This is a genomic window from Dietzia sp. Alg238-R159 (genome assembly GCF_900537145.1).
GTDB lineage: Bacteria > Actinomycetota > Actinomycetes > Mycobacteriales > Mycobacteriaceae > Dietzia > Dietzia kunjamensis.
In genome coordinates this window covers 920,882-938,095 of record NZ_UNRI01000001.1, presented here as the reverse complement: position 1 = coordinate 938,095, position 17,214 = coordinate 920,882, and the positions used below count along the sequence as shown (strand labels likewise).

The 17,214-nt window shown below is 70.6% G+C and carries 15 protein-coding genes; 11 read left to right on the top strand and 4 right to left on the bottom strand.

Translation table 11 applies throughout. From position 1 onward, the window contains the following. Window positions 1-103: 103 nt before the first annotated feature. Window positions 104-1,624: a lamin tail domain-containing protein gene (locus G6R20_RS04390; protein ID WP_163375639.1), complete on the top strand. Its 1,521-nt coding sequence runs from the start codon at window positions 104-106 to the stop codon at window positions 1,622-1,624. Window positions 1,625-1,746: 122 nt separating this feature from the next. After that, window positions 1,747-2,205, top strand: a complete 459-nt coding sequence (locus G6R20_RS04385) for an Hsp20/alpha crystallin family protein (protein WP_119191836.1) — start codon at window positions 1,747-1,749, stop codon at window positions 2,203-2,205. Between the two features lie 83 nt (window positions 2,206-2,288). On the opposite strand, the gene G6R20_RS04380 is transcribed toward G6R20_RS04385, so the two are convergent. From G6R20_RS04380 to G6R20_RS04370, 3 genes are read right to left on the bottom strand one after another with little or no spacing between them, the layout of a single operon-like run. Further along, window positions 2,289-3,899, bottom strand: a complete 1,611-nt coding sequence (locus G6R20_RS04380; RefSeq protein WP_163375638.1) for an NERD domain-containing protein — start codon at window positions 3,897-3,899, stop codon at window positions 2,289-2,291. Window positions 3,900-3,958: 59 nt separating this feature from the next. Then, complete coding sequence (locus tag G6R20_RS04375; protein ID WP_163375637.1) at window positions 3,959-4,648, bottom strand: class I SAM-dependent methyltransferase; 690 nt, start codon at window positions 4,646-4,648, stop codon at window positions 3,959-3,961. After that, complete coding sequence (locus G6R20_RS04370; RefSeq protein ID WP_163375636.1) at window positions 4,632-5,585, bottom strand: NAD(P)/FAD-dependent oxidoreductase; 954 nt, start codon at window positions 5,583-5,585, stop codon at window positions 4,632-4,634. Before G6R20_RS04370 ends, G6R20_RS04375 begins: the two co-directional genes overlap by 17 nt. A gap of 109 nt (window positions 5,586-5,694) precedes the next feature. Between G6R20_RS04370 and G6R20_RS04365 the strand changes: the two genes are divergently transcribed. Further along, window positions 5,695-6,279, top strand: a complete 585-nt coding sequence (locus G6R20_RS04365; protein WP_120285857.1) for an XRE family transcriptional regulator — start codon at window positions 5,695-5,697, stop codon at window positions 6,277-6,279. Window positions 6,280-6,379: 100 nt separating this feature from the next. Here the strand turns inward: G6R20_RS04365 and G6R20_RS04360 are convergent, their stop codons facing one another. Further along, on the bottom strand, window positions 6,380-7,639 hold the full coding sequence (locus G6R20_RS04360; protein ID WP_163375635.1) for a hypothetical protein: 1,260 nt from the start codon (window positions 7,637-7,639) through the stop codon (window positions 6,380-6,382). 164 nt (window positions 7,640-7,803) lie between these two features. Between G6R20_RS04360 and G6R20_RS04355 the strand changes: the two genes are divergently transcribed. The 8 genes from G6R20_RS04355 to G6R20_RS04320 are packed head-to-tail and all read left to right on the top strand — an operon-like array spanning window position 7,804 to window position 17,211. After that, window positions 7,804-8,391 (top strand): biotin transporter BioY, encoded by a 588-nt coding sequence (locus tag G6R20_RS04355; RefSeq protein WP_067713928.1) that lies wholly within the window; start codon window positions 7,804-7,806, stop codon window positions 8,389-8,391. Continuing rightward, on the top strand, window positions 8,388-9,092 hold the full coding sequence (locus G6R20_RS04350; RefSeq protein WP_159148818.1) for an ABC transporter ATP-binding protein: 705 nt from the start codon (window positions 8,388-8,390) through the stop codon (window positions 9,090-9,092). The genes G6R20_RS04355 and G6R20_RS04350 overlap by 4 nt, the downstream gene beginning before the upstream one ends. After that, window positions 9,093-9,692, top strand: coding sequence for an energy-coupling factor transporter transmembrane protein EcfT (locus G6R20_RS04345; RefSeq protein ID WP_163375634.1), 600 nt, complete (start codon window positions 9,093-9,095; stop codon window positions 9,690-9,692). A gap of 58 nt (window positions 9,693-9,750) precedes the next feature. After that, window positions 9,751-11,238 carry a DUF3375 domain-containing protein gene (locus G6R20_RS04340; RefSeq protein ID WP_163375633.1) on the top strand — a complete coding sequence of 496 codons (1,488 nt, stop codon included), beginning with the start codon at window positions 9,751-9,753 and terminating at the stop codon, window positions 11,236-11,238. Further along, on the top strand, window positions 11,238-11,927 hold the full coding sequence (locus G6R20_RS04335) for a DUF4194 domain-containing protein (RefSeq protein ID WP_163375632.1): 690 nt from the start codon (window positions 11,238-11,240) through the stop codon (window positions 11,925-11,927). Before G6R20_RS04340 ends, G6R20_RS04335 begins: the two co-directional genes overlap by 1 nt. Then, window positions 11,924-15,244, top strand: coding sequence for an ATP-binding protein (locus G6R20_RS04330; RefSeq protein WP_163375631.1), 3,321 nt, complete (start codon window positions 11,924-11,926; stop codon window positions 15,242-15,244). Before G6R20_RS04335 ends, G6R20_RS04330 begins: the two co-directional genes overlap by 4 nt. Window position 15,245: 1 nt before the next feature. Continuing rightward, window positions 15,246-16,451, top strand: a complete 1,206-nt coding sequence (locus tag G6R20_RS04325) for a Wadjet anti-phage system protein JetD domain-containing protein (RefSeq protein ID WP_119191846.1) — start codon at window positions 15,246-15,248, stop codon at window positions 16,449-16,451. A 16-nt stretch (window positions 16,452-16,467) separates the two neighbouring features. Then, complete coding sequence (locus tag G6R20_RS04320) at window positions 16,468-17,211, top strand: phosphodiesterase (RefSeq protein ID WP_067713922.1); 744 nt, start codon at window positions 16,468-16,470, stop codon at window positions 17,209-17,211. The last annotated feature ends 3 nt before the right edge of the window (window positions 17,212-17,214 follow it).

Sequence of the window (17,214 nt, the reverse complement as noted above, 5' to 3'; positions counted from 1 at the left end):
GAGTGTTCAGCTCCCCGCCATGATCCGGCAAGCCCCCGGGCACGGGACACTCGTACGGTTCCGTGGTCACTCACCCGCGCCTGAAGCCCAGGAAAGGCCACACATGCGCTCACGCACCCTCCTCTCCGGTGCCCTCTCGACACTCCTCGCCGCCGGTGCAACGGTCGGACTGCCCACGGTCTCCGCCGCCGCACCCGCACCCGCGGCGACCGCCGCGGACATCGTCATCAACGAGGTCGAGTCCAACGGCGACCCGGTCGGTGACTGGGTCGAGCTCGCCAACCTCGACACCGATCAGGACCTCGACATCTCCGGCTGGACGCTCATCGACGGCGACCCCACGCACGACCCGATCGTGTTCCCCTCCGGTACCACCATTGAGTCCGGCGGTTACCGGTCCTTCTACACGGACGTGGACCCGGATTACTTCGGGCTGGGCGGGAACGACTCGGTGACCCTGCGCAACGCCGACGGCAACCTGGTCGATTCCACGACCTGGTCCGGCCACGCGGCCGTCACCTGGGGTCGCATCCCCGACATGACGGGCGACTTCGCCGTCACCGGCGAGTCCACCCGCGACGCGCGGAATGTCGCGGCGGTCGCGCAGGAGCCGATCGTGACGTCTCTGTGGCCCTTCGACCCCCTGACCGTCTCCCCGGCCGCCCTCGGTGGCGATTTCGCCGAGGACGACATGTCCGGGGTCGACATCGCGGCCGACGGCACCGCGTACGTCGTGAACAACGGCACCGGCGCGCTCTACGTCCTCGACTACGACCGCGCAGCAGGCACGTACTCGCTCGCGCGGACCTTCGTGCTCCGGTACCCCGACGGCTCGGGGCTGCCCGACGCCGAGGGCGTGACCGTGGGCTCGGACGGCGCGATCTACGTGGCCACCGAGCGCAACAACAACGCCGGCGGCACCAGCCGCCCGTCGGTCCTGCGCTTCGACCTCCCCGCCGACCGCGACTCCGGCACGCTCGCCGCCACCGATGAGTACTCCCTCTCCTCCCTCACCGGGCAGGTCGGCGCGAACGGCGGCCTCGAAGCCATTGAGTTCCTCCCCGAAGCATGGGGAGGTGCGTTCGCCGTGGGTGTCGAGGGCACGGGCAAGGTCCATTTCGTCCAGTTCGGCGAGGCCGGAGCGGTCACGGAGTTGCAGACCTTCACGTCGCCGTTCCAGGGTGTGATGGCGCTCGATCACGACGAAACGTCCGGCACCCTCCGGGTCCTCTGCGACGAGGTCTGCGAGGGGCGCTCGATCGAGATGACCTTCGACGGGACCGGGTTCGTCACCGACGGCACTCTCTACGCCCGCCCGGCCGGGATGGCCAACCTCGCCAACGAGGGCTTCGCCGCCCACCGCGAGACCGTCGAGTGCACCGTCGGTGACGCTCAGGGAATCGCCGAGCGGGTCCGATTCCTGTGGGCCGACGACGCCGCCGCCGACGGTGCCGGCCTCCGCACGGCCGTCACCGCGCCCGGGGAGTGCCTGGAGGGTGACGACGACGAGGACGGCGGCCTGCTCGACCCGGGCGCCCTGCTCGGTTCGCTCGAGGGCCTCGGGATCGACACCGGTTCGGTCGCCGATCTGCTTCCGGCACTGCCCGCCCTCCCAGTGGGTTGAGCCCAGAGGACTCAATCAAGAAATCTGGCCTGAGTCGGGAATACTCAACTACGACCCGCGGTTGAACCGAGTGCGACCCGGAGATGCCGGGAGCGCCCCGACCAGTCCTGAAGGAGACCATCATGGCCACCAGCACCCGTTTCGATCCGTTCCGTGAGCTCGATCGCCTCCTGGGCGAGGGGCTCCGCAGCGCCACCGCCTCGACTTCCCTACCGATGGACCTCTACAAGGAGGGCGATCGCTTCGTCGGGCTCATCGATATGCCGGGGGTCGACCCCTCCACCATCGACATCGACGTGGAGGACCGCACCCTCACCGTCCGCGCCGAGCGGCGGGCGCCTGCCGAGGGTGACGCCCAGTGGCTCATGCACGAGCGGCAGTCGGGGACCTTCGCCCGGCAGCTCGCCATGGGCAAGGGCCTGGCGACCGACAAGATCGAGGCCGACTACACCGACGGGGTCCTGCGCCTGGTGATCCCCGTGGCCGAAGAGGCCCAGCCGCGCAAGATCGCCGTCTCGCACGGCAACCAGAGGTCCGAACAGGCCGAGCTCGTCGAGGGCGAGACCGACCTCGGGAGCTGATCCACCACTCCGTCGCGCCCCGGCCGCCCCGGCCGCCCCGGCCTCCCCTCGAGGCCGGGGCGGCCGGTGTCGTCCGCGAGAGCTCAGGTGTCGATCTCCCCCACCACCACGAGTACGTCCGTCGCCCGAGACAGCCCCACGTAGATGCGCTCGCGGAGGCGGTCGATGCCCTCGTAGCTGTTGCACACCAGGACCACGGCGCGTCGTTCGAGACCCTTGAAGCCGAGGACGTGACCGTAGAAGATGTCCTCGCCGTCCCAGAACGTCTCCCAGTAGGCGTCGTTGCCGTCCTCCTGGAGCTCGACCTGCATGGGGTGACGCGAGCCGATGGTCAGCAACGCCACGTCGCGGGGCTCCCACCCCTCGTCGAGCAGTCGCATCGCCTCGTCGTCTCCCACCGCGACGGGATCGGCGCCCTCCGGCACCTCCACGTAACGGACGGCGGGACCGGTGCCGCCGCGCAACTCCATGCGCTGACCCACCAGCGGCATGAACGCGCTGGCGATCTGCCGCGTATTGCGCAGGTTGTGGTCCAGCACGAGCGGTACGAGGTCCACGGGCGGGCGGCCGGCACGCTCGAACACTCTCTGGCCCGCGTCGCCGACGATCATGAGCCGACCGTTCTCCCTGTCGCGCAGCGCTCCGACGACCGGCTGCCACCAACTGTCGGCGAAGTCCTGGGCCTCGTCGACGATCACGGCGTCGAATCGCTTGCCGTCGGGCAGTTCGTCTGCCAGGTCGGACATCAACCCGGGCAGATCCTCCTCCCACCACCGCACCGTCTCCGTGGACCGAATCCGCTCGTCCGGGCCCACCGGCGCGCCCCACTCGACGCCCAGGGCGTGGAACTCACCGACGTACGCGGGTCGTTCCCGGCGCTTCCATCCGCTGGTGACCCGCTTGAGGTAGCTGGCCAGCCCGTGCGAGTAGCAGATCAATGCGACGCGCTGCCCGTCCCTTGACAACCGTCGAGCCTGTTCCAGCGCCAGATAGGTCTTACCGCTGCCCGCGCCGCCCCGGATCTCCACCCGCGGCAGGGCGTCGACCGCCCGCAGGAGCACCGACTGTTCACGGGTGAGCGCGTCGGCGATGTCGGCGTTCTCGGCCGCGCGGGCCACCACGTCGCGCTGGGGTAGCCCCCGACCTCCGAGGATCTCGGACAGCCGGTCGACGGTGTCCGCGGACAGGAACGGACGGTCAGCCGGGCCCGAGTCACGGGCCAACCGGAAAGCGATCATCGCGAGGTCGTCGAGCTGATCGCGGTCCACGATCCGGTCGCGCGGGATCTCCGGCATCGCGAAGTCCGCGGGGATCGAGGCGTTCGGGAACACCAGCATGTGGGTCCAGCGCTGGAGCTGATCCGGCCACCGCGGATCCTCACTGACGTACCCGCGCAACGCGTAGAGGGCGTCGCGGCACTGGGCGACCGGGTCGATGGTGACCTTCTTGGTGCCGCTGCCCTGAACCCACCGGCCGTCCTCGATCGCGATCTGCCCGGCCTTGACCTCGATCGCCACGATCCCCGCGCCGGGCATCGCCACGAGGATGTCGACCTCGTGTTCCTTCTCGTATGTGGACACCCGCTGACCCACGACGATCAGGCTGTCGTCGGAGAGCTGGTCGCGGAGGAGGTCGACCACCTTCTCCTCGGTGGGATGTCCGTAGACGGGGTGAGCGGGGATGACACGGGCCATGTATAAGAACTACCTTCGCCACCGTCGCGCGGGTCGGCCACACGCCGCGACCCACCGCCTCAGGGCCTCCTGGTGGCTGTGACGACGACGTCGTGGACCGTCACGGGCGCGCCGCCGCGGCCCGGCATCTCGCGCGAGGTTTCCTCGGCCGCGACGATCTCCCACCGGTCGGCCTCGAGCCGCGCGGTGACGGACGCCGCGGTGACACCGGCCTCTGCCGGCGGATGGGCGCCGCGATCGTGCCCGGCGTGGGTCACGTGCCCGCCGTGCCGCCCATGCCCGGCGTCGTTCAGGTGCCCGACGATGAGCAGCGTGCCGCGAGGGGCGACCCAGCTGGCGAGCCGCTCGTAGAAGTCCAGCTGCGGAATCGCCGGGTTGGCATAATAGGTGGTGACCAGGTCGTACCGCGCCGGAGGCTCCCAAGCCGAGAGGTCCGCCTCCACCCACGACACCCGGCCGGACAGCCCGAGCTCCGCCGAGCGCCGGGCGGCGATCGTCAACGCCTCCGCGGCGATGTCCGCCCCGGTGACCTGCCAGCCCTGCGAGGCCAGCCAGAGCGCTTCGGTCCCGGCGCCGCAGCCCGCCTCGAGCGCGGTCCCGGGGACGAGGCGGGAGACCTCCCGGATCAGGTGCGGGTTCGGGGGGTTCGCGGCCATCGCGGCCGGGCGGTCACCGTCGTCGTCTCCGACGCTGCCGCCGGCACCCGCCCAGATGTCGTCCCAGTAGGCGCGGTCAAACTCGTGTGCCATCGCGCACCTCGATCGCCTTCTCGAGGTCGGCCATGATCAGCGAGGCGTTGATCTGCTGCGCGGCGCGGGCCCCCTGGGCGGCGGCGGCTCCGACCTGCGCCATGAGATCGGCGCAGTTGCCCGCGGCCCACACCCCCGGCACCGGGGTGGTGCCCATCTCGTCGGTCGGGATGACCGTGCCGACCGGGTGATCGACCGCCTCCAGACCGATGGCCGCATACGGCTCGACCCCGACCGTCAACCGGGTGGCCACCACCACGGCGTCCAGATCGATCACCTCGTCGTCGTCGACCTCCACGCCGACCACCCGCCCACCGTCGGCCGCCACTCCCGAGATCCTTCGCTCCTCGATCGGGATGCCCAGGGCGGCCAGGGAGACCCGGTCCTGCTCGTCGATCGGGCGACCGCCGCTGAAGTACGTGATGTCCCGGCTCCACTGGTGGAACAGCATGGCCTGGTGCGCGGACATCGGATGGGTCCCCAGGATGCCGATCCGCTGGTCGCGCACCTCCCAACCGTGGCAATACGGGCAGTGCAGGACGCCGCGCCCCCACTGCTCGCGGACCCCGGGGATGTCGGGGAGTTCATCGCTCACCCCGGTCGCGATGAGCAGTGTGCGGGTGGGCAGCACCGAACCGTTGCGCAGGATGACGTCGAAGCCGTGCGCGGCCGTGCGGGTGTCCACGACCTCGCCGTCGATGACCTCGCCGTCGTACCGTCCGACCTCCGCGCGGCCTCGCGCGAGCAGGTCCGACGGGCTCACCCCGTCCAGGGCGAGCAGCCCGTGGACACCCTCGGCGGGAGCGTTGCGCGGCTCGCCGGCGTCCACCACCGTCACCCGACGGCGGGCGCGGGCCGACGTCAGCGCGGCGCTCAGGCCGGCCGCCCCGCCACCGACCACCACCACATCCCGCAGTTCCCGATCGTCCGAGTCCATCTGTCGACCTCCGCTCTCCGGGCCACCGGTTCCGGGCCTCGTCCCCCTCGACGATGGTCCCTTCACCCAGATGTCGCAACTAACCTTGCCGCTCTGGCAAACTCGGGGCATGACCGATCCGACCGCCCGCACCCTCGACGCGGTGGGTTCGCGGCTGAGGGCCCTCCGGCAACGCCGCGACCTCACCCTGACCGCCCTGGCGGAGTCCACCGGCATCTCCACCAGCACGCTGTCGCGACTCGAGTCCGGGCAGCGCCGACCCACCCTCGAACTGCTGCTGCCGCTGGCGCGGGCACACGGCGTCACCCTGGATCAGCTCGTCGACGCCCCGCCGACCGGTGACCCGCGGGTGACGCTGCAGCCGATCGCCACCGACCACGGCGCGACCGTGATCCCGTTGTCGCGCCGACCGGGTGGGATCCAGGCGTACAAGTTCGTGCTCCCCACGGGGAGTGACGACGACGAGCCCCACCTCCACGTCCACGAGGGCTACGACTGGGTGTTCGTCCTGGACGGCAGGCTCCGACTGGTCCTCGGCGAGCACGATCTCGTCCTCACGCCGGGCGAGGCGGCCGAGTTCGACACCCGCACCCCGCACTGGTTCGGCGCCACGAGCGCCGGCCCGGTGGAGTTCCTCAGCCTGGTGGGCCGGCAGGGCGAGCGGGCGCACATCCGGGCGGCACCGGCCCGGTGATCTTCGCGACACGATGTCAGCATCGTGTCGGGCACGAGGGCGAGGGGCGGTTCCGAGCAGGCGAGTCGGTCGCCCTGCCGGGAGTTGTGATCGCCCTCCCCTACCGCCCCGGGACGACCGCCCACCCCGTGGTCATCTGACCGGCGAACTCCGGCAGACGCACCAGGATCCGGTTCTGCTCGGCACGGGGACGGAAACCCACGTCGAGATACCGCGGCGCCTCGTCGGGGCGGTCGCGGACGAGCGAGCGGTACGCCGGCACCAGGTCCTGTTCGATGTACTCCCACCGGGGTACGCGGTCGGCCCAGTTGAAGGCCGGGAGCGGCGTGTGGGCGACCACCGGCTGACCGCCCACCTCCGCGCGGACCGAGAGTGGTCGGAACTGCCCCAGCGTGCGGGCGCCCGGGATGTCGGGCGCCCCGCCGACGGTGGTGATGTAGGTGAGAACCCGGCCGACGTCGCCGCGACCGGAGGCGGTGGCATCCCACTGGTCGGCGATGATCTGGTTCTGCTCCCGGGACGCCATCCGCAGCAGCGCCTCGGACAGGCCGTCGGGGGATCCCTCGTCGAGCATCCGCCAGGATTCCAGCGCATAGTCGTCGTACGCACCTCCCGCGGCGAGTTCCTCGACCGCGGGCAGGCCCCCCGCGGCGTAGGCCTGGTGCACCGGGATCATGTCCGTGAATATGTGCCGCTGCATGACGAGGAGTCGGTGCAGGTACCAGTCCACGTCGGGTTGCCGCAGTGTGGGGCCGACCGTGGCCAGCAGCCGGACGTCGCGCGGCATCTCGCGGGCCACCTCCCACGGCAGCCCGGCCATCGCTCCCCCGACCCCGCGCCCCGCCTCGTACACCCCGGGAACGGTGAGCACCCCGCCGACGTCGTCGAGGTCCCAGAACCCGGCGGCGAACGACATCCCCGCGAGCCCGGCCATCCCGGCCCACCAGTACCCGTCGTGGGAGTTGTACAGGCGCAGGTAGTTGACGTACACCTTGTCGACCGTGTCGAGGTTAGCCGCCAACCCCCGGGCGGGTTCCCACTGCTCCAGGTCGATGTCGGCGTTCTCCGCCCCCACCGCCAACCAGTACTGGCGCGCCAGGGTCGAGTACCTCTCCGGAGCGACACGGGCCGCCCTCACGACGTCGAGCGCGGCCCGGAGCTCGGCCACGTCGGTGGTCATCCCGGTGGAGACGCCGCCCGCCATTTCGCCGTCGGCGTTGTCGGCCGGGACATCGAGGTAGACCGAATACGGCGTGGCACCGGCGGTCGTCCGCGAGTGGACGACGGACACCACCGTGAGCATGAGAGCGGCGAGCAGTGCGACGGTGAGGGCTCCGAATCCGTCTGGTGCTCGACCCATGACGCACCCCCCCACTCGCCCGACTGTGATCTGGGTCACTTTATGCGGCATCCCTCCGGCCGGCGACCGCACGCGCCGGAGCCCGATGAGGCCATCCGACGTGACACGCGCGACAATGGACCGGATCAGGCTGTCGAGCAGCACCCGCGGAGCCAAGGAGTCCAGTGAGCACCACCGTCGACCGGGCCCCGGCCCGTAGCGCCACCCGAGACCTCGCCCAGATCGCGGTGTTCGCCGCTCTCATCGTGGTGCTGGGCCTGCCCGGCCAGATCAGCATCGGTTCGGCGGGTGTGCCCATCACCCTGCAGACGCTCGGCGTGATGCTCGCCGGCTCACTGCTCGGCTGGCGCAAGGGCGCCCTGTCGGTGCTCGCGGTCATGGTCATCGGTCTCGCGCTGCCCGTCCTCGCGGGCGGCCGCACGACCCTGACCTCGCTGGCCGGCCCCACCGCGGGCTTCCTCATCGGCTGGATCCCGGCGGTGATCGTGATCGGTCTGCTCACCGCGTGGATCATGCCGCGCTACCGGCTCGTCCCGGGACTGCTCATCAACATCCTCGGCGGCATCGTCGTCATCTATGCCGTCGGGGTGGCCGGCATGTTGCTCCGCACCGAACTGACGCTCGGCGGTGCGATCGCCGCCAACACGGTGTTCCTGCCGGGTGACCTCGTCAAGGCGGTCGTCACGGCGATCGTCGCGACGCAGGTCCACAAGGCACGTCCCGGCCTGATCGCGCCGCTGCGCCGGAAGTGACCAGCACGGAGATCCGCTTCGACGGGGTCGGCCACACCTACGGTGACCGGACCGTCCTCGCCGACGTCGACCTGACCCTCACCGAGCGACGCATCGGGATCGTCGGCGTCAACGGCGGCGGCAAGTCGACGCTCGCTCGGATGATCAACGGTCTCGTGGTCCCCACCACCGGGACGGTCACCGTCGACGGCCTCGACACCCGCCGCAAGGGCGCGGCGATCCGCCGCCGTGTGGGCTTCTGCTTCACCGATCCGGACACCCAGATCGTCATGCCGACCGTGGAGGAGGACGTCGACTTCTCCCTGCGCCGGTCGGGTCTGAACCGGGAGGAGCGACGACGACGAGTCGCGCAGGTGCTCGAGACCTACGGCCTGGCCGGCCATGCCGAACATCCGTGCCACCTCCTCTCCGGGGGCCAGAAGCAGTTGCTGGCCCTGGCCGCGGTGTTGGTGATCGAACCCGCCGTGGTGGTCGCCGACGAGCCCACGACCCTGCTGGATCTGCGCAACCGGGCGCTGGTCGCCGAGACGTTCGCCGGGTTGGAGCAGCAGCTCGTGGTGGTGACGCACGACCTGGACCTCGTCGCCGACTTCGACCGCGTGCTGGTCGTCGACGGCGGTCGCGTCGTGATCGACGACGCCCCCCGCCCCGCGCTGGCGGGCTACCGGCGGATCGCGCTGGATTCGGGGCCGGGGGCCTAGGTGTTCGCCACCTATCAACCGGGGAACTCGCTCCTGCACCGACTGCCGGCGGGGTGGAAGATCCTGCTGGTGTGCGTGCTCATCCTCGTCGCCACCCTGGCGATACGCGAGCCCTGGCACGTGCTGCCCGCCCTGGGGGTGACCGCGGTCCTCTACGCGATCGGACGGATCCGTCCGCGAGCGGCGTGGGACCAGGTCCGCCCGGTGCTGCCGATGCTCGTCGCGATCCTGGTACTCCAGTGGATCGTCGCCGACCTCGACACCGCCCTGCGGGTCTGCGGCGCCCTGCTGGTCGCCATCACCGTGGCGGGCCTCGTCGCCCTGACCACGCGGGTCTCGGACATGCTCGACGCCGTCACGCGGGCCGCCCAGCCGCTGCGGCACGTCGGTGTCTCACCGGACCGGATCGCACTGGTGTTGGTACTGACCATCCGCGCCATCCCCCTGCTCGCGCGTCGGCTTCGCCAGGTCACCGAGGCCCGCAAGGCCCGTGGCCTGGGCATGTCGATCCGCGCGCTCGTCGTGCCGACCGTGCTCGGCGCCCTCACCACCGCCGACCAGTTGGGCGACTCGTTGGCCGCCCGGGGCGTGGACGACTGATCACCTCCGGCGCCACCTCAGGACGAGTGGTGTCGGTGTCGCGTGCCACCATGAACTCGTGTCCGCACTCGCGCGCTACCTCGCGTTCTCCCGCCTCGGCGCCGAGTCGCCTGCTCTGGCGCTGCTGCGGAGCCAGCTGTGGCCGTTGATCGTCGCGGTACTGAGTGAGGTGTTCGAGGGATCGTCCAGGCGTGTCCCCTCGTCCGAGTTCTACGAGTTCCTGGACCGGACACTGACCGCCGTACGCGATGTCGGCACGGAGGCCCCCGGCACTGCACAGTCCTATGTGCGTACCTGGGTGGACGCCGGATGGATGCTCCGCCGGCCGGGGACTGCCGCGACGGGTGAGACGCTCGAGCCCACCCAGGCCGCGCTGGTGGTGATGGACTTCCTGGACGGCTTGCAGACGCCACGGCGCGGGCTGACCGTGTCCCGGGTGGAGACACTCACCCGGCAGTTGGAGGATCTCGCCCGCGAGACCGATCCTTCGGTCCAGGGCAGATTGGCCGCCCTCCACCGCGAACGGGACCGTATCGATGCCGCCATCGCCCGTGTGGAGGAGGGTGAGGTGGATCTCGCGGGCCCGGAACGGGTCGCGGAGAAGGTGTCGGAGATCCTTCGGGGGGCGGACGACATCCCCGCGGACTTCGCCCGCGTCCGCGCTGAATTCGACTCACTCAACCAGGATCTTCGACGTCGTCTCCTCGACCAGGACGGTGCCCGCGGCGACGTCCTCGACGCAGTCTTCGGCGGGGTCGACCTCATCGGTGACTCCGAGGCCGGCCGTAGCTTCTCGTCCTTCTACTCGGTACTGCTCGATCCCGAGCGCTCCGCCTCCGTCGACACCTGGATCGACGACATCCTGAGTCGGCAGCAGGTCACGGACCTTCCGGCGCCCGCCCGACGCGGCCTCCGCGGACTGTTCGATGAGATGGAGACCGCTGGCGCCGAAGTCAACGGGGTGCTCACCTCTCTGTCACGCAGCCTGCGACACTTCGTCACCACCGACGCCTACGTGGAGCACCGGCGGATGCTGGCCCTCATCCGGTCCGCTCGCGCCTCCGCGGCCGAGGCCAGCACCGCACGGGCCGTACGGCCGAACACTAGGATGTCCGTGCCGCTGCGCCGGATCGGCATGTCGGTCCGCTCGGTCGGGGCGCTTCGCCTGCGGAACCCGGGCGAGGAACGAGTTGCCACGGAGGTCACGCACCACGACGAGGGGTCGGCGGACCTCGGAGCGCTCACCGCTCTCGTACGCGCCTCGGAGATCGACGAGACCGAGCTTCGCGCGCACGTGCGCGACGTGGTGACGAGGCGTGGCCCGTCATCGATTGCCACGATTCTGAGCGAACACCCGGCCACCCAGGGAGTCGCCAGTATCGTCGGGCTGGTGAATCTGGCCATGGCCAGACGGTCCACGGCCCCTCCCGGTGAGGCGGCTGCGACCGAAACCGTCAGGTGGACTAGTGGCTCCGATGCCGTCCGCAGCGCCCGGATCCCCACACTGGTCTTCACGGCCGATCACGTACTGGAGGACGACCTGTGATGACCCCCGACGTGGGCGGCTCCGACGTTCCACCCGACATCGAACAGGTCGAGCAGGGATTGTGGCCCGGCGATACCGGGACGCTGTCCTTCGCCTCCCGACGAGCGCTGGCCAGGCTGCTCACCGGCCCGCTGGTCCACGCCCACCGCCAACCGGAGATCTGGGCGGCAGTGATCTCCGACGAGCCCGCCCTCCGGTCGCGGCTGGCGGACGTGTTCCTCGACCTCGTGCTGGACCACGACGCCGGGATCGCGTTCACCCGGCAGGTCGACACCGGCGGCCGGGTCGAGGTTCCCGCTGTGCTGCGAACGGAGACTCTGTCCCATATGGACACCGTCCTGCTCCTGCACCTGCGGTCCGAATTGTCGGTGGCGCAGCCGGGCGAGCGGGTGATCGTGGATCGAGAGGACGTCGCCGAACAGATCGACGTCTATCGCTCGGTCATCGACTCGGACCGGACCCGGTACACGCGCAAGTTCGACGCCTCCTGGAATCGGCTCAAGTCCTACTCGCTGCTGTCCGACACCGAAACCGAGAACCGCGCGGAGGTCTCCCCCGTGCTCCGTCACCTGTTCGACGCCGACGTGGTCGCAGGGATCCGCGAAGAGTACCGTGCCCTGATCGAGGCGCGCGACGGGTCTGACGACCAGGACGAGACGTTGTTCGACGACGACGAGGGGCATCAATGATGACTGAGGCTCTGCAGCTGTCCGGCGCGCCCGAACACCCCGCCCAGATGCGGCTGTCGCGGATCCAGGTGTGCAACTGGGGAACTCTCGACGGCTACCACGACGTGAAGGTGCCCAGGAAAGGATTCCTCGTCACCGGCGGGTCCGGCTCCGGCAAGTCCACCCTCATCGACGCCGTCTCCGCCGTACTCGTGCCGCCGGCGAACCTGCGGTTCAACGCCGCCGCCCAAGAGGAAGCCGGGCGGGGCTCGGGACGGACCCTGGTGTCCTATATCCGCGGTGCCTGGCGGCGGGGTGCCGACGCCGAGTCGGGTGACCTCGCGTCGGTCTACCTGCGGCCCAAGGCCACGTTCTCTGCGATCGCCCTGACCTACTCGGACGGCACGGGGCACAGCGTCACCCTGCTTCTGATGCTCTACCTCCGCTCCGGAGACAACTCCGCGACCGGGGTCAAGCGTCTGCACGGGATCGGCGAACACCCGTCCGACCAGCCGCTCGAGCTCCCGGACCTGTTCGGTTACCTCCGCAGCGGTATCGACAAGCGCGCGCTGAAACGCGAGATGTCGCACGTGCGGTTCCACGACAGCTACTCCGCGTTCGCGTCAGCGTTCCGGCGCCGCCTCGGCATCGCCTCCGAGTCGGCCCAGCTCCTACTGCACCGGACCCTGTCCGCGAAGTCCCTGTCCAGCCTCGACCAGCTCTTCCGCGACTTCATGCTGGACGTCCCGGGCACCTTCGCCGTCGCGGACCGCGCGGTGGAGCAGTTCGCGGAGCTTCGCCAGGCGCACCGGTCGGTCGTCGACGTCCGCGACCAGATCGCGCACCTCAGTCCGCTGGCGGATCTCAAGGTGTCGAGAGACCGGTTCCGAGACCGGGCCGCCGAGCTGCACGCCGAGAGCGAGTCCTTCCCCGCGGTCCAGGCCGCCGTCACGACGGAGCTGGTCGAGGAGGAACTCCGCGCAGCCCGTGGGGCACTGGTGGCCGCGGAGGCCACCGTGGCCTCCGCCCGCGACCGTCTCGACGCGGAGCGGCTGATGACCGAGGATCTCCGCGCCCGGCTCAGGGGCAGCGCCGGCGCTGGCCGCGACGAGCTCGCCCGAGAGCTGGGCCACGCCCGCGACCGCGCCGCCGACATCTCGGCACGGCGCGAGCGGGCCGCGGCGGACCTCGGGCGCCTCGGAGCGTCTCTCCCGTCAACCGCCGAGGACTTCGCGGAATTGCTCGCGGATCTCGAGCGGGAGGAGGCGGACCAGGAGGCCGAGCGGGAACGCGACCGAGCGACCCTGCGCGACGTGGCCGGTTCTCTCAACGAAGAGCAACGCTCGCTGGACCTGGCGCAGGCGCAGCTGACCGCTCTCCTCCGTCACCGGTCGAACATCGACTCCCGGTTGTTGGCCGCCCGGGAGCTCATCTGCGAGGCCGCGGGCGTCAGCGCCCGCGAGCTACCCTTCGCGGGCGAGCTCCTCGACGTGCCGCCCGAGCATTCCCGCTGGCGGCCCGCCATCGAGCGGGTCCTGTCCGGATTCGCCCGCACGATGCTCGTCCCCGATCACCTGTACGTCCGGGTCGCCGCCGCAGTCGACTCGATCCACCTCGGGGCACGTCTGGTGTACGAGGTGGTCGACCACGGCGACGACTCCGCGGCGCGGCGCAGCGGGCCGGACAGTCTGGTCCGGAAGGTCCGGCCGGCCCGCGGGCCGTTTCTTCACTGGCTCAACCGCCGGCTCGCCACAGAGTTCGACGTCGCCTGCGTACAGACCGCGGCCGAGCTACAGGACCACCCCAGGGCCGTCACTCTGAACGGCCTGATCCGGCGCGGCGCCAGGTACGAGAAGGACGACCGGCGGCGGATCGACGACCCGGCGGCCTTCCAGCTGGGCAGCATGGACGATGCCAAGGTCGAGGCCCTCACCGCGCTCCGCGACGAGATCTCGGCACGTATCGAGGCTCATGAGCGCCGGTGGAGCACGCTCGACACCCGCGACGCCGAACGTCGCGCCCGCGGTCGCGCGGCCTCCGCACTCATGGGGCTGCGGTGGGAGGACATCGACTCGACGACCGCGCAGCAGCGCGCCGAGGCCGCCCACGATCGTCTGGAGCGGTGGCGTCAGGAGCACCCCGAGGTCGCCGAGATGGAACGTGCACTGCGTACTGCCGAGGAGGACCAGACGCGCGCCCAGGACCACTACGACTCCGCTACCGGCCACCGTGCCGTGGCCGCGAGCATCGTGGTGGCCCTGGAGAACCGGCTCGCCGAGCTCGCCCGTCAGGCCATATCCGAGCTCGACGAGGCGGCGGCCCGCCGGATCCGCGAACGGCTGTCGACCGCGACCCGCCGCCTGAACGCGGACAACGTCCAGGACATCTGCCAGCTCACCGAGCGCGCGATCGCCACCGAGCAGGCGTCCACTGCGGCGGATCTGCAACGTGTCACGCGACGGATCGACACGATCCTCGCCTCGTACCTGGAACTCTGGCCGGCGAAGAAGTCGGACCTCAGGCCGGATTCGGAGTTCGTCGGCGAAGCCGTCGAGTGGCTCGTCCAGCTGCGGCGCGACCGACTGGCCGAGTTCGAGGACCGCTTCCTGGGGCTCATCGGTGACATGCAGACCCGCAACCTGGGTGAGCTCGCCCGCCGCATCCGCCGCGCACGCTCGGAGATCGAGACCAAGATCGGGCCCGTCAACGACTCCCTGCGACGGTCCGAGTTCCAATCCGGCCGGTGGCTGCAGATCCAGGTACGCGATCGACGCTCCGCGACCGTCACGGACTTCCTCGGTGATCTCGAGAAGGCGGTGTCCGGTGCCCTCGACAAGCGAACCGTCGACGCCGCCGAGGCCGGTTTCGCGGTCATGTCCAGGATCCTGGACCGACTCGGTTCGGCCGAGGCGGGCGACCAGCACTGGAGGAAGACGGTGCTCGACACGAGGCGGCACGTGGGCTTCATCGGCGTCGAGGTCGACGAGTCCGGGGCAGCCACCAACTACCACGACTCGTCCTCGGGGCTCTCGGGCGGACAGGCCCAGAAGCTGGTGTTCTTCTGCCTCGCCGCCGCGCTGCGGTTCCAGCTGGCGGAGGTCGACGACGACGTGCCCCGCTACGGGACCGTCGTCCTGGACGAGGCGTTCGACCGGGCCGACCCCGACTACACCCGGCGCGCGATGGACGTGTTCACCGACTTCGGGTTCCACATGGTCCTGGCGACCCCGCTCAAGCTGCTCCAGACCCTGGAGCCATATATCGGGGGCCTGGTAGTGGTGGGGAACGAGGACGGCAGTCGGTCCCGGATCGAACGAGTCACCTGGGACCGGGGCTGACATGACCGCCCGGACGTCGCCACGTTCACCCGACGACCTCGTACGTGCCTGCGCCACCCGATTCAACCGCCGCTACCGCGATTGGATCGCGCACCCTGGTGAGGGAACCGCCGACGTCGTTCGCGTCACCACCGCGGCCCCTACCGCGACGCGAGCCGCCGAGGACCCCTCCCGCACCTCGGAGTGGATCGAGAGGTGGCGGGACGTCGAATCCGGCTGCGACGGTCCCGATGTGCGCGTCACCTGGGCGGACCGCCGACTGCCCGGGTTCGGGCTGGTCGCCCTCCCCCAGAGCGCCGAGGTCCGAGGCGCCGACGCGATCGCTCGGATCGCCGGGCAGTCCGACCGATGGAAGGAATTACGCCGCCGGGCCGGAGACGTGCTGAAGCTCGGTCCCGACCCCGAAGCGCTCGGGCGTGCCGCGGCCGCCACGGCCCCCCTCTGGGAGAAGCTTGCCGACCGGGACATGGAGCGACTGCTCGCCGTGTGTCGATGGGTGCTCGAGCATCCCACCGAGGGGCTGCGAGCTCGCGAAGTCGCGGTTCCCGGCGTCGACACCAAGTGGATCGAAACCCGCATCAGTCTGGTCGAGCAGCTCGTCGACGCCGCCCGGTCGGGTCGCGACAGCGCAGCGCACGACGAATCGACGATCGTCTCCGGGCTGGGACTCAAACGCTCCGACCTCCGCGTCCGGATGCGGATCCTCGACCCCGCGATCCCCTTTCCGCTGCGCGATGTGGAGAGCCCGGTCGATCAGCTGGCCGAGCTCTGGAACGACGGAACGGGACCGCAACACCTCGTCGTCGTCGAGAATCTCACCACGTTCCTCGCCCTCCCGCCTCTACCCGGCGCCGTCGCACTGTTCGGGCGGGGATTCGCAGTCGACGCTGTCGCAGCGCTGCCCTGGGCCCTGACCGCTCGCATCATCTACTGGGGCGACCTCGATTCGCACGGGTTCGCGATCCTCGACCGACTCAGACACCACGCCCCCGACGCGGTTAGTGCACTCATGGATGTCGACACGTTCTCCGCCTGGCGACAGTTCGCCGTGACCGACCCCAGGCCCACCCGTGCTGCGCCCACGCGGCTCACCCCGGACGAATCCGCTGCGCTCGAGGAATTGACAATCGCCGGGGACCTCCGACTCGAGCAGGAACGAATCCCCTGGGACTGGGCCATATCGCACCTCCGCGCAGCCTGGGAGTGACCCGTATCGTGGGGCCATGTCCCGACGCACCCGGAATGCCGGCCGCGACGACGCCGCAGCGAGCTCTCCAGCCGAGCCTTCTTCCCCCCGGTCCTCCGCTCTCGTGCCCACCACGACGGAGTCGAAGGAGGTCGCGCTGCGCTCGGCCCCGCTGTCCAGCCTGGCCGGGTCCGCGTTCGGCGCCGTGGCCGCGGTGGCGCGACTCGCGCGCCCGAAGGCGCTGCACCCCAAGGGTGTGATCGCCGAGGCCACGCTGAGCGTGACCGGGGTCGGTCGCACGGGGTCGTCCCTGCTGGACGTGACGGGCCGCTGGCCGGCGACGATCCGGTTCTCCCGCGCGGTGGGGCTGCCGGACGCGGTGCCCGATATCGGCGGGATGGCCGTCCGCATCCACGCCGAGAGGCCGGTGGACATCCTGCTGGCCAGCACCGGCACGGGCCCGCTGAGCCGGTACGTCCTCACCACGGGCTGGCGCACGATGGGCCGCACCATGACGTCCATGTTCCCGGTGCTCATCGCCGGTCGCCCGCTCCTCCTGGCCGCGATCCCCACCGGCGACGGCGGCACGTGGACCCTGCAGCACGCCACACCGCTCGGCAAGTGGAAGACGCTGGGCCGGATCACGGTGGACTCGTGGGAGGACGACGACGAGAACCTCCACTTCGATCCGATCGGGAACCGTCTGCCCGGGTCGCGCTACCCGAATGTCCTCAGGGCGCTGCGGGACCCGTCGTACCCGCCCGCCGACCGCGGCGCCTAGGGC

Coding starts and splice junctions, on each gene's coding strand:
- G6R20_RS04390 (WP_163375639.1), top strand. CDS start 104: ATGCGCTCACGCACCCTCCTCTCCGGTGCCCTCTCGACACTCCTCGCC.
- G6R20_RS04385 (WP_119191836.1), top strand. CDS start 1,747: ATGGCCACCAGCACCCGTTTCGATCCGTTCCGTGAGCTCGATCGCCTC.
- G6R20_RS04380 (WP_163375638.1), bottom strand. CDS start 3,899: ATGGCCCGTGTCATCCCCGCTCACCCCGTCTACGGACATCCCACCGAG.
- G6R20_RS04375 (WP_163375637.1), bottom strand. CDS start 4,648: ATGGCACACGAGTTTGACCGCGCCTACTGGGACGACATCTGGGCGGGT.
- G6R20_RS04370 (WP_163375636.1), bottom strand. CDS start 5,585: ATGGACTCGGACGATCGGGAACTGCGGGATGTGGTGGTGGTCGGTGGC.
- G6R20_RS04365 (WP_120285857.1), top strand. CDS start 5,695: ATGACCGATCCGACCGCCCGCACCCTCGACGCGGTGGGTTCGCGGCTG.
- G6R20_RS04360 (WP_163375635.1), bottom strand. CDS start 7,639: ATGGGTCGAGCACCAGACGGATTCGGAGCCCTCACCGTCGCACTGCTC.
- G6R20_RS04335 (WP_163375632.1), top strand. CDS start 11,238: ATGACCCCCGACGTGGGCGGCTCCGACGTTCCACCCGACATCGAACAG.
- G6R20_RS04330 (WP_163375631.1), top strand. CDS start 11,924: ATGATGACTGAGGCTCTGCAGCTGTCCGGCGCGCCCGAACACCCCGCC.
- G6R20_RS04325 (WP_119191846.1), top strand. CDS start 15,246: ATGACCGCCCGGACGTCGCCACGTTCACCCGACGACCTCGTACGTGCC.
- G6R20_RS04320 (WP_067713922.1), top strand. CDS start 16,468: ATGTCCCGACGCACCCGGAATGCCGGCCGCGACGACGCCGCAGCGAGC.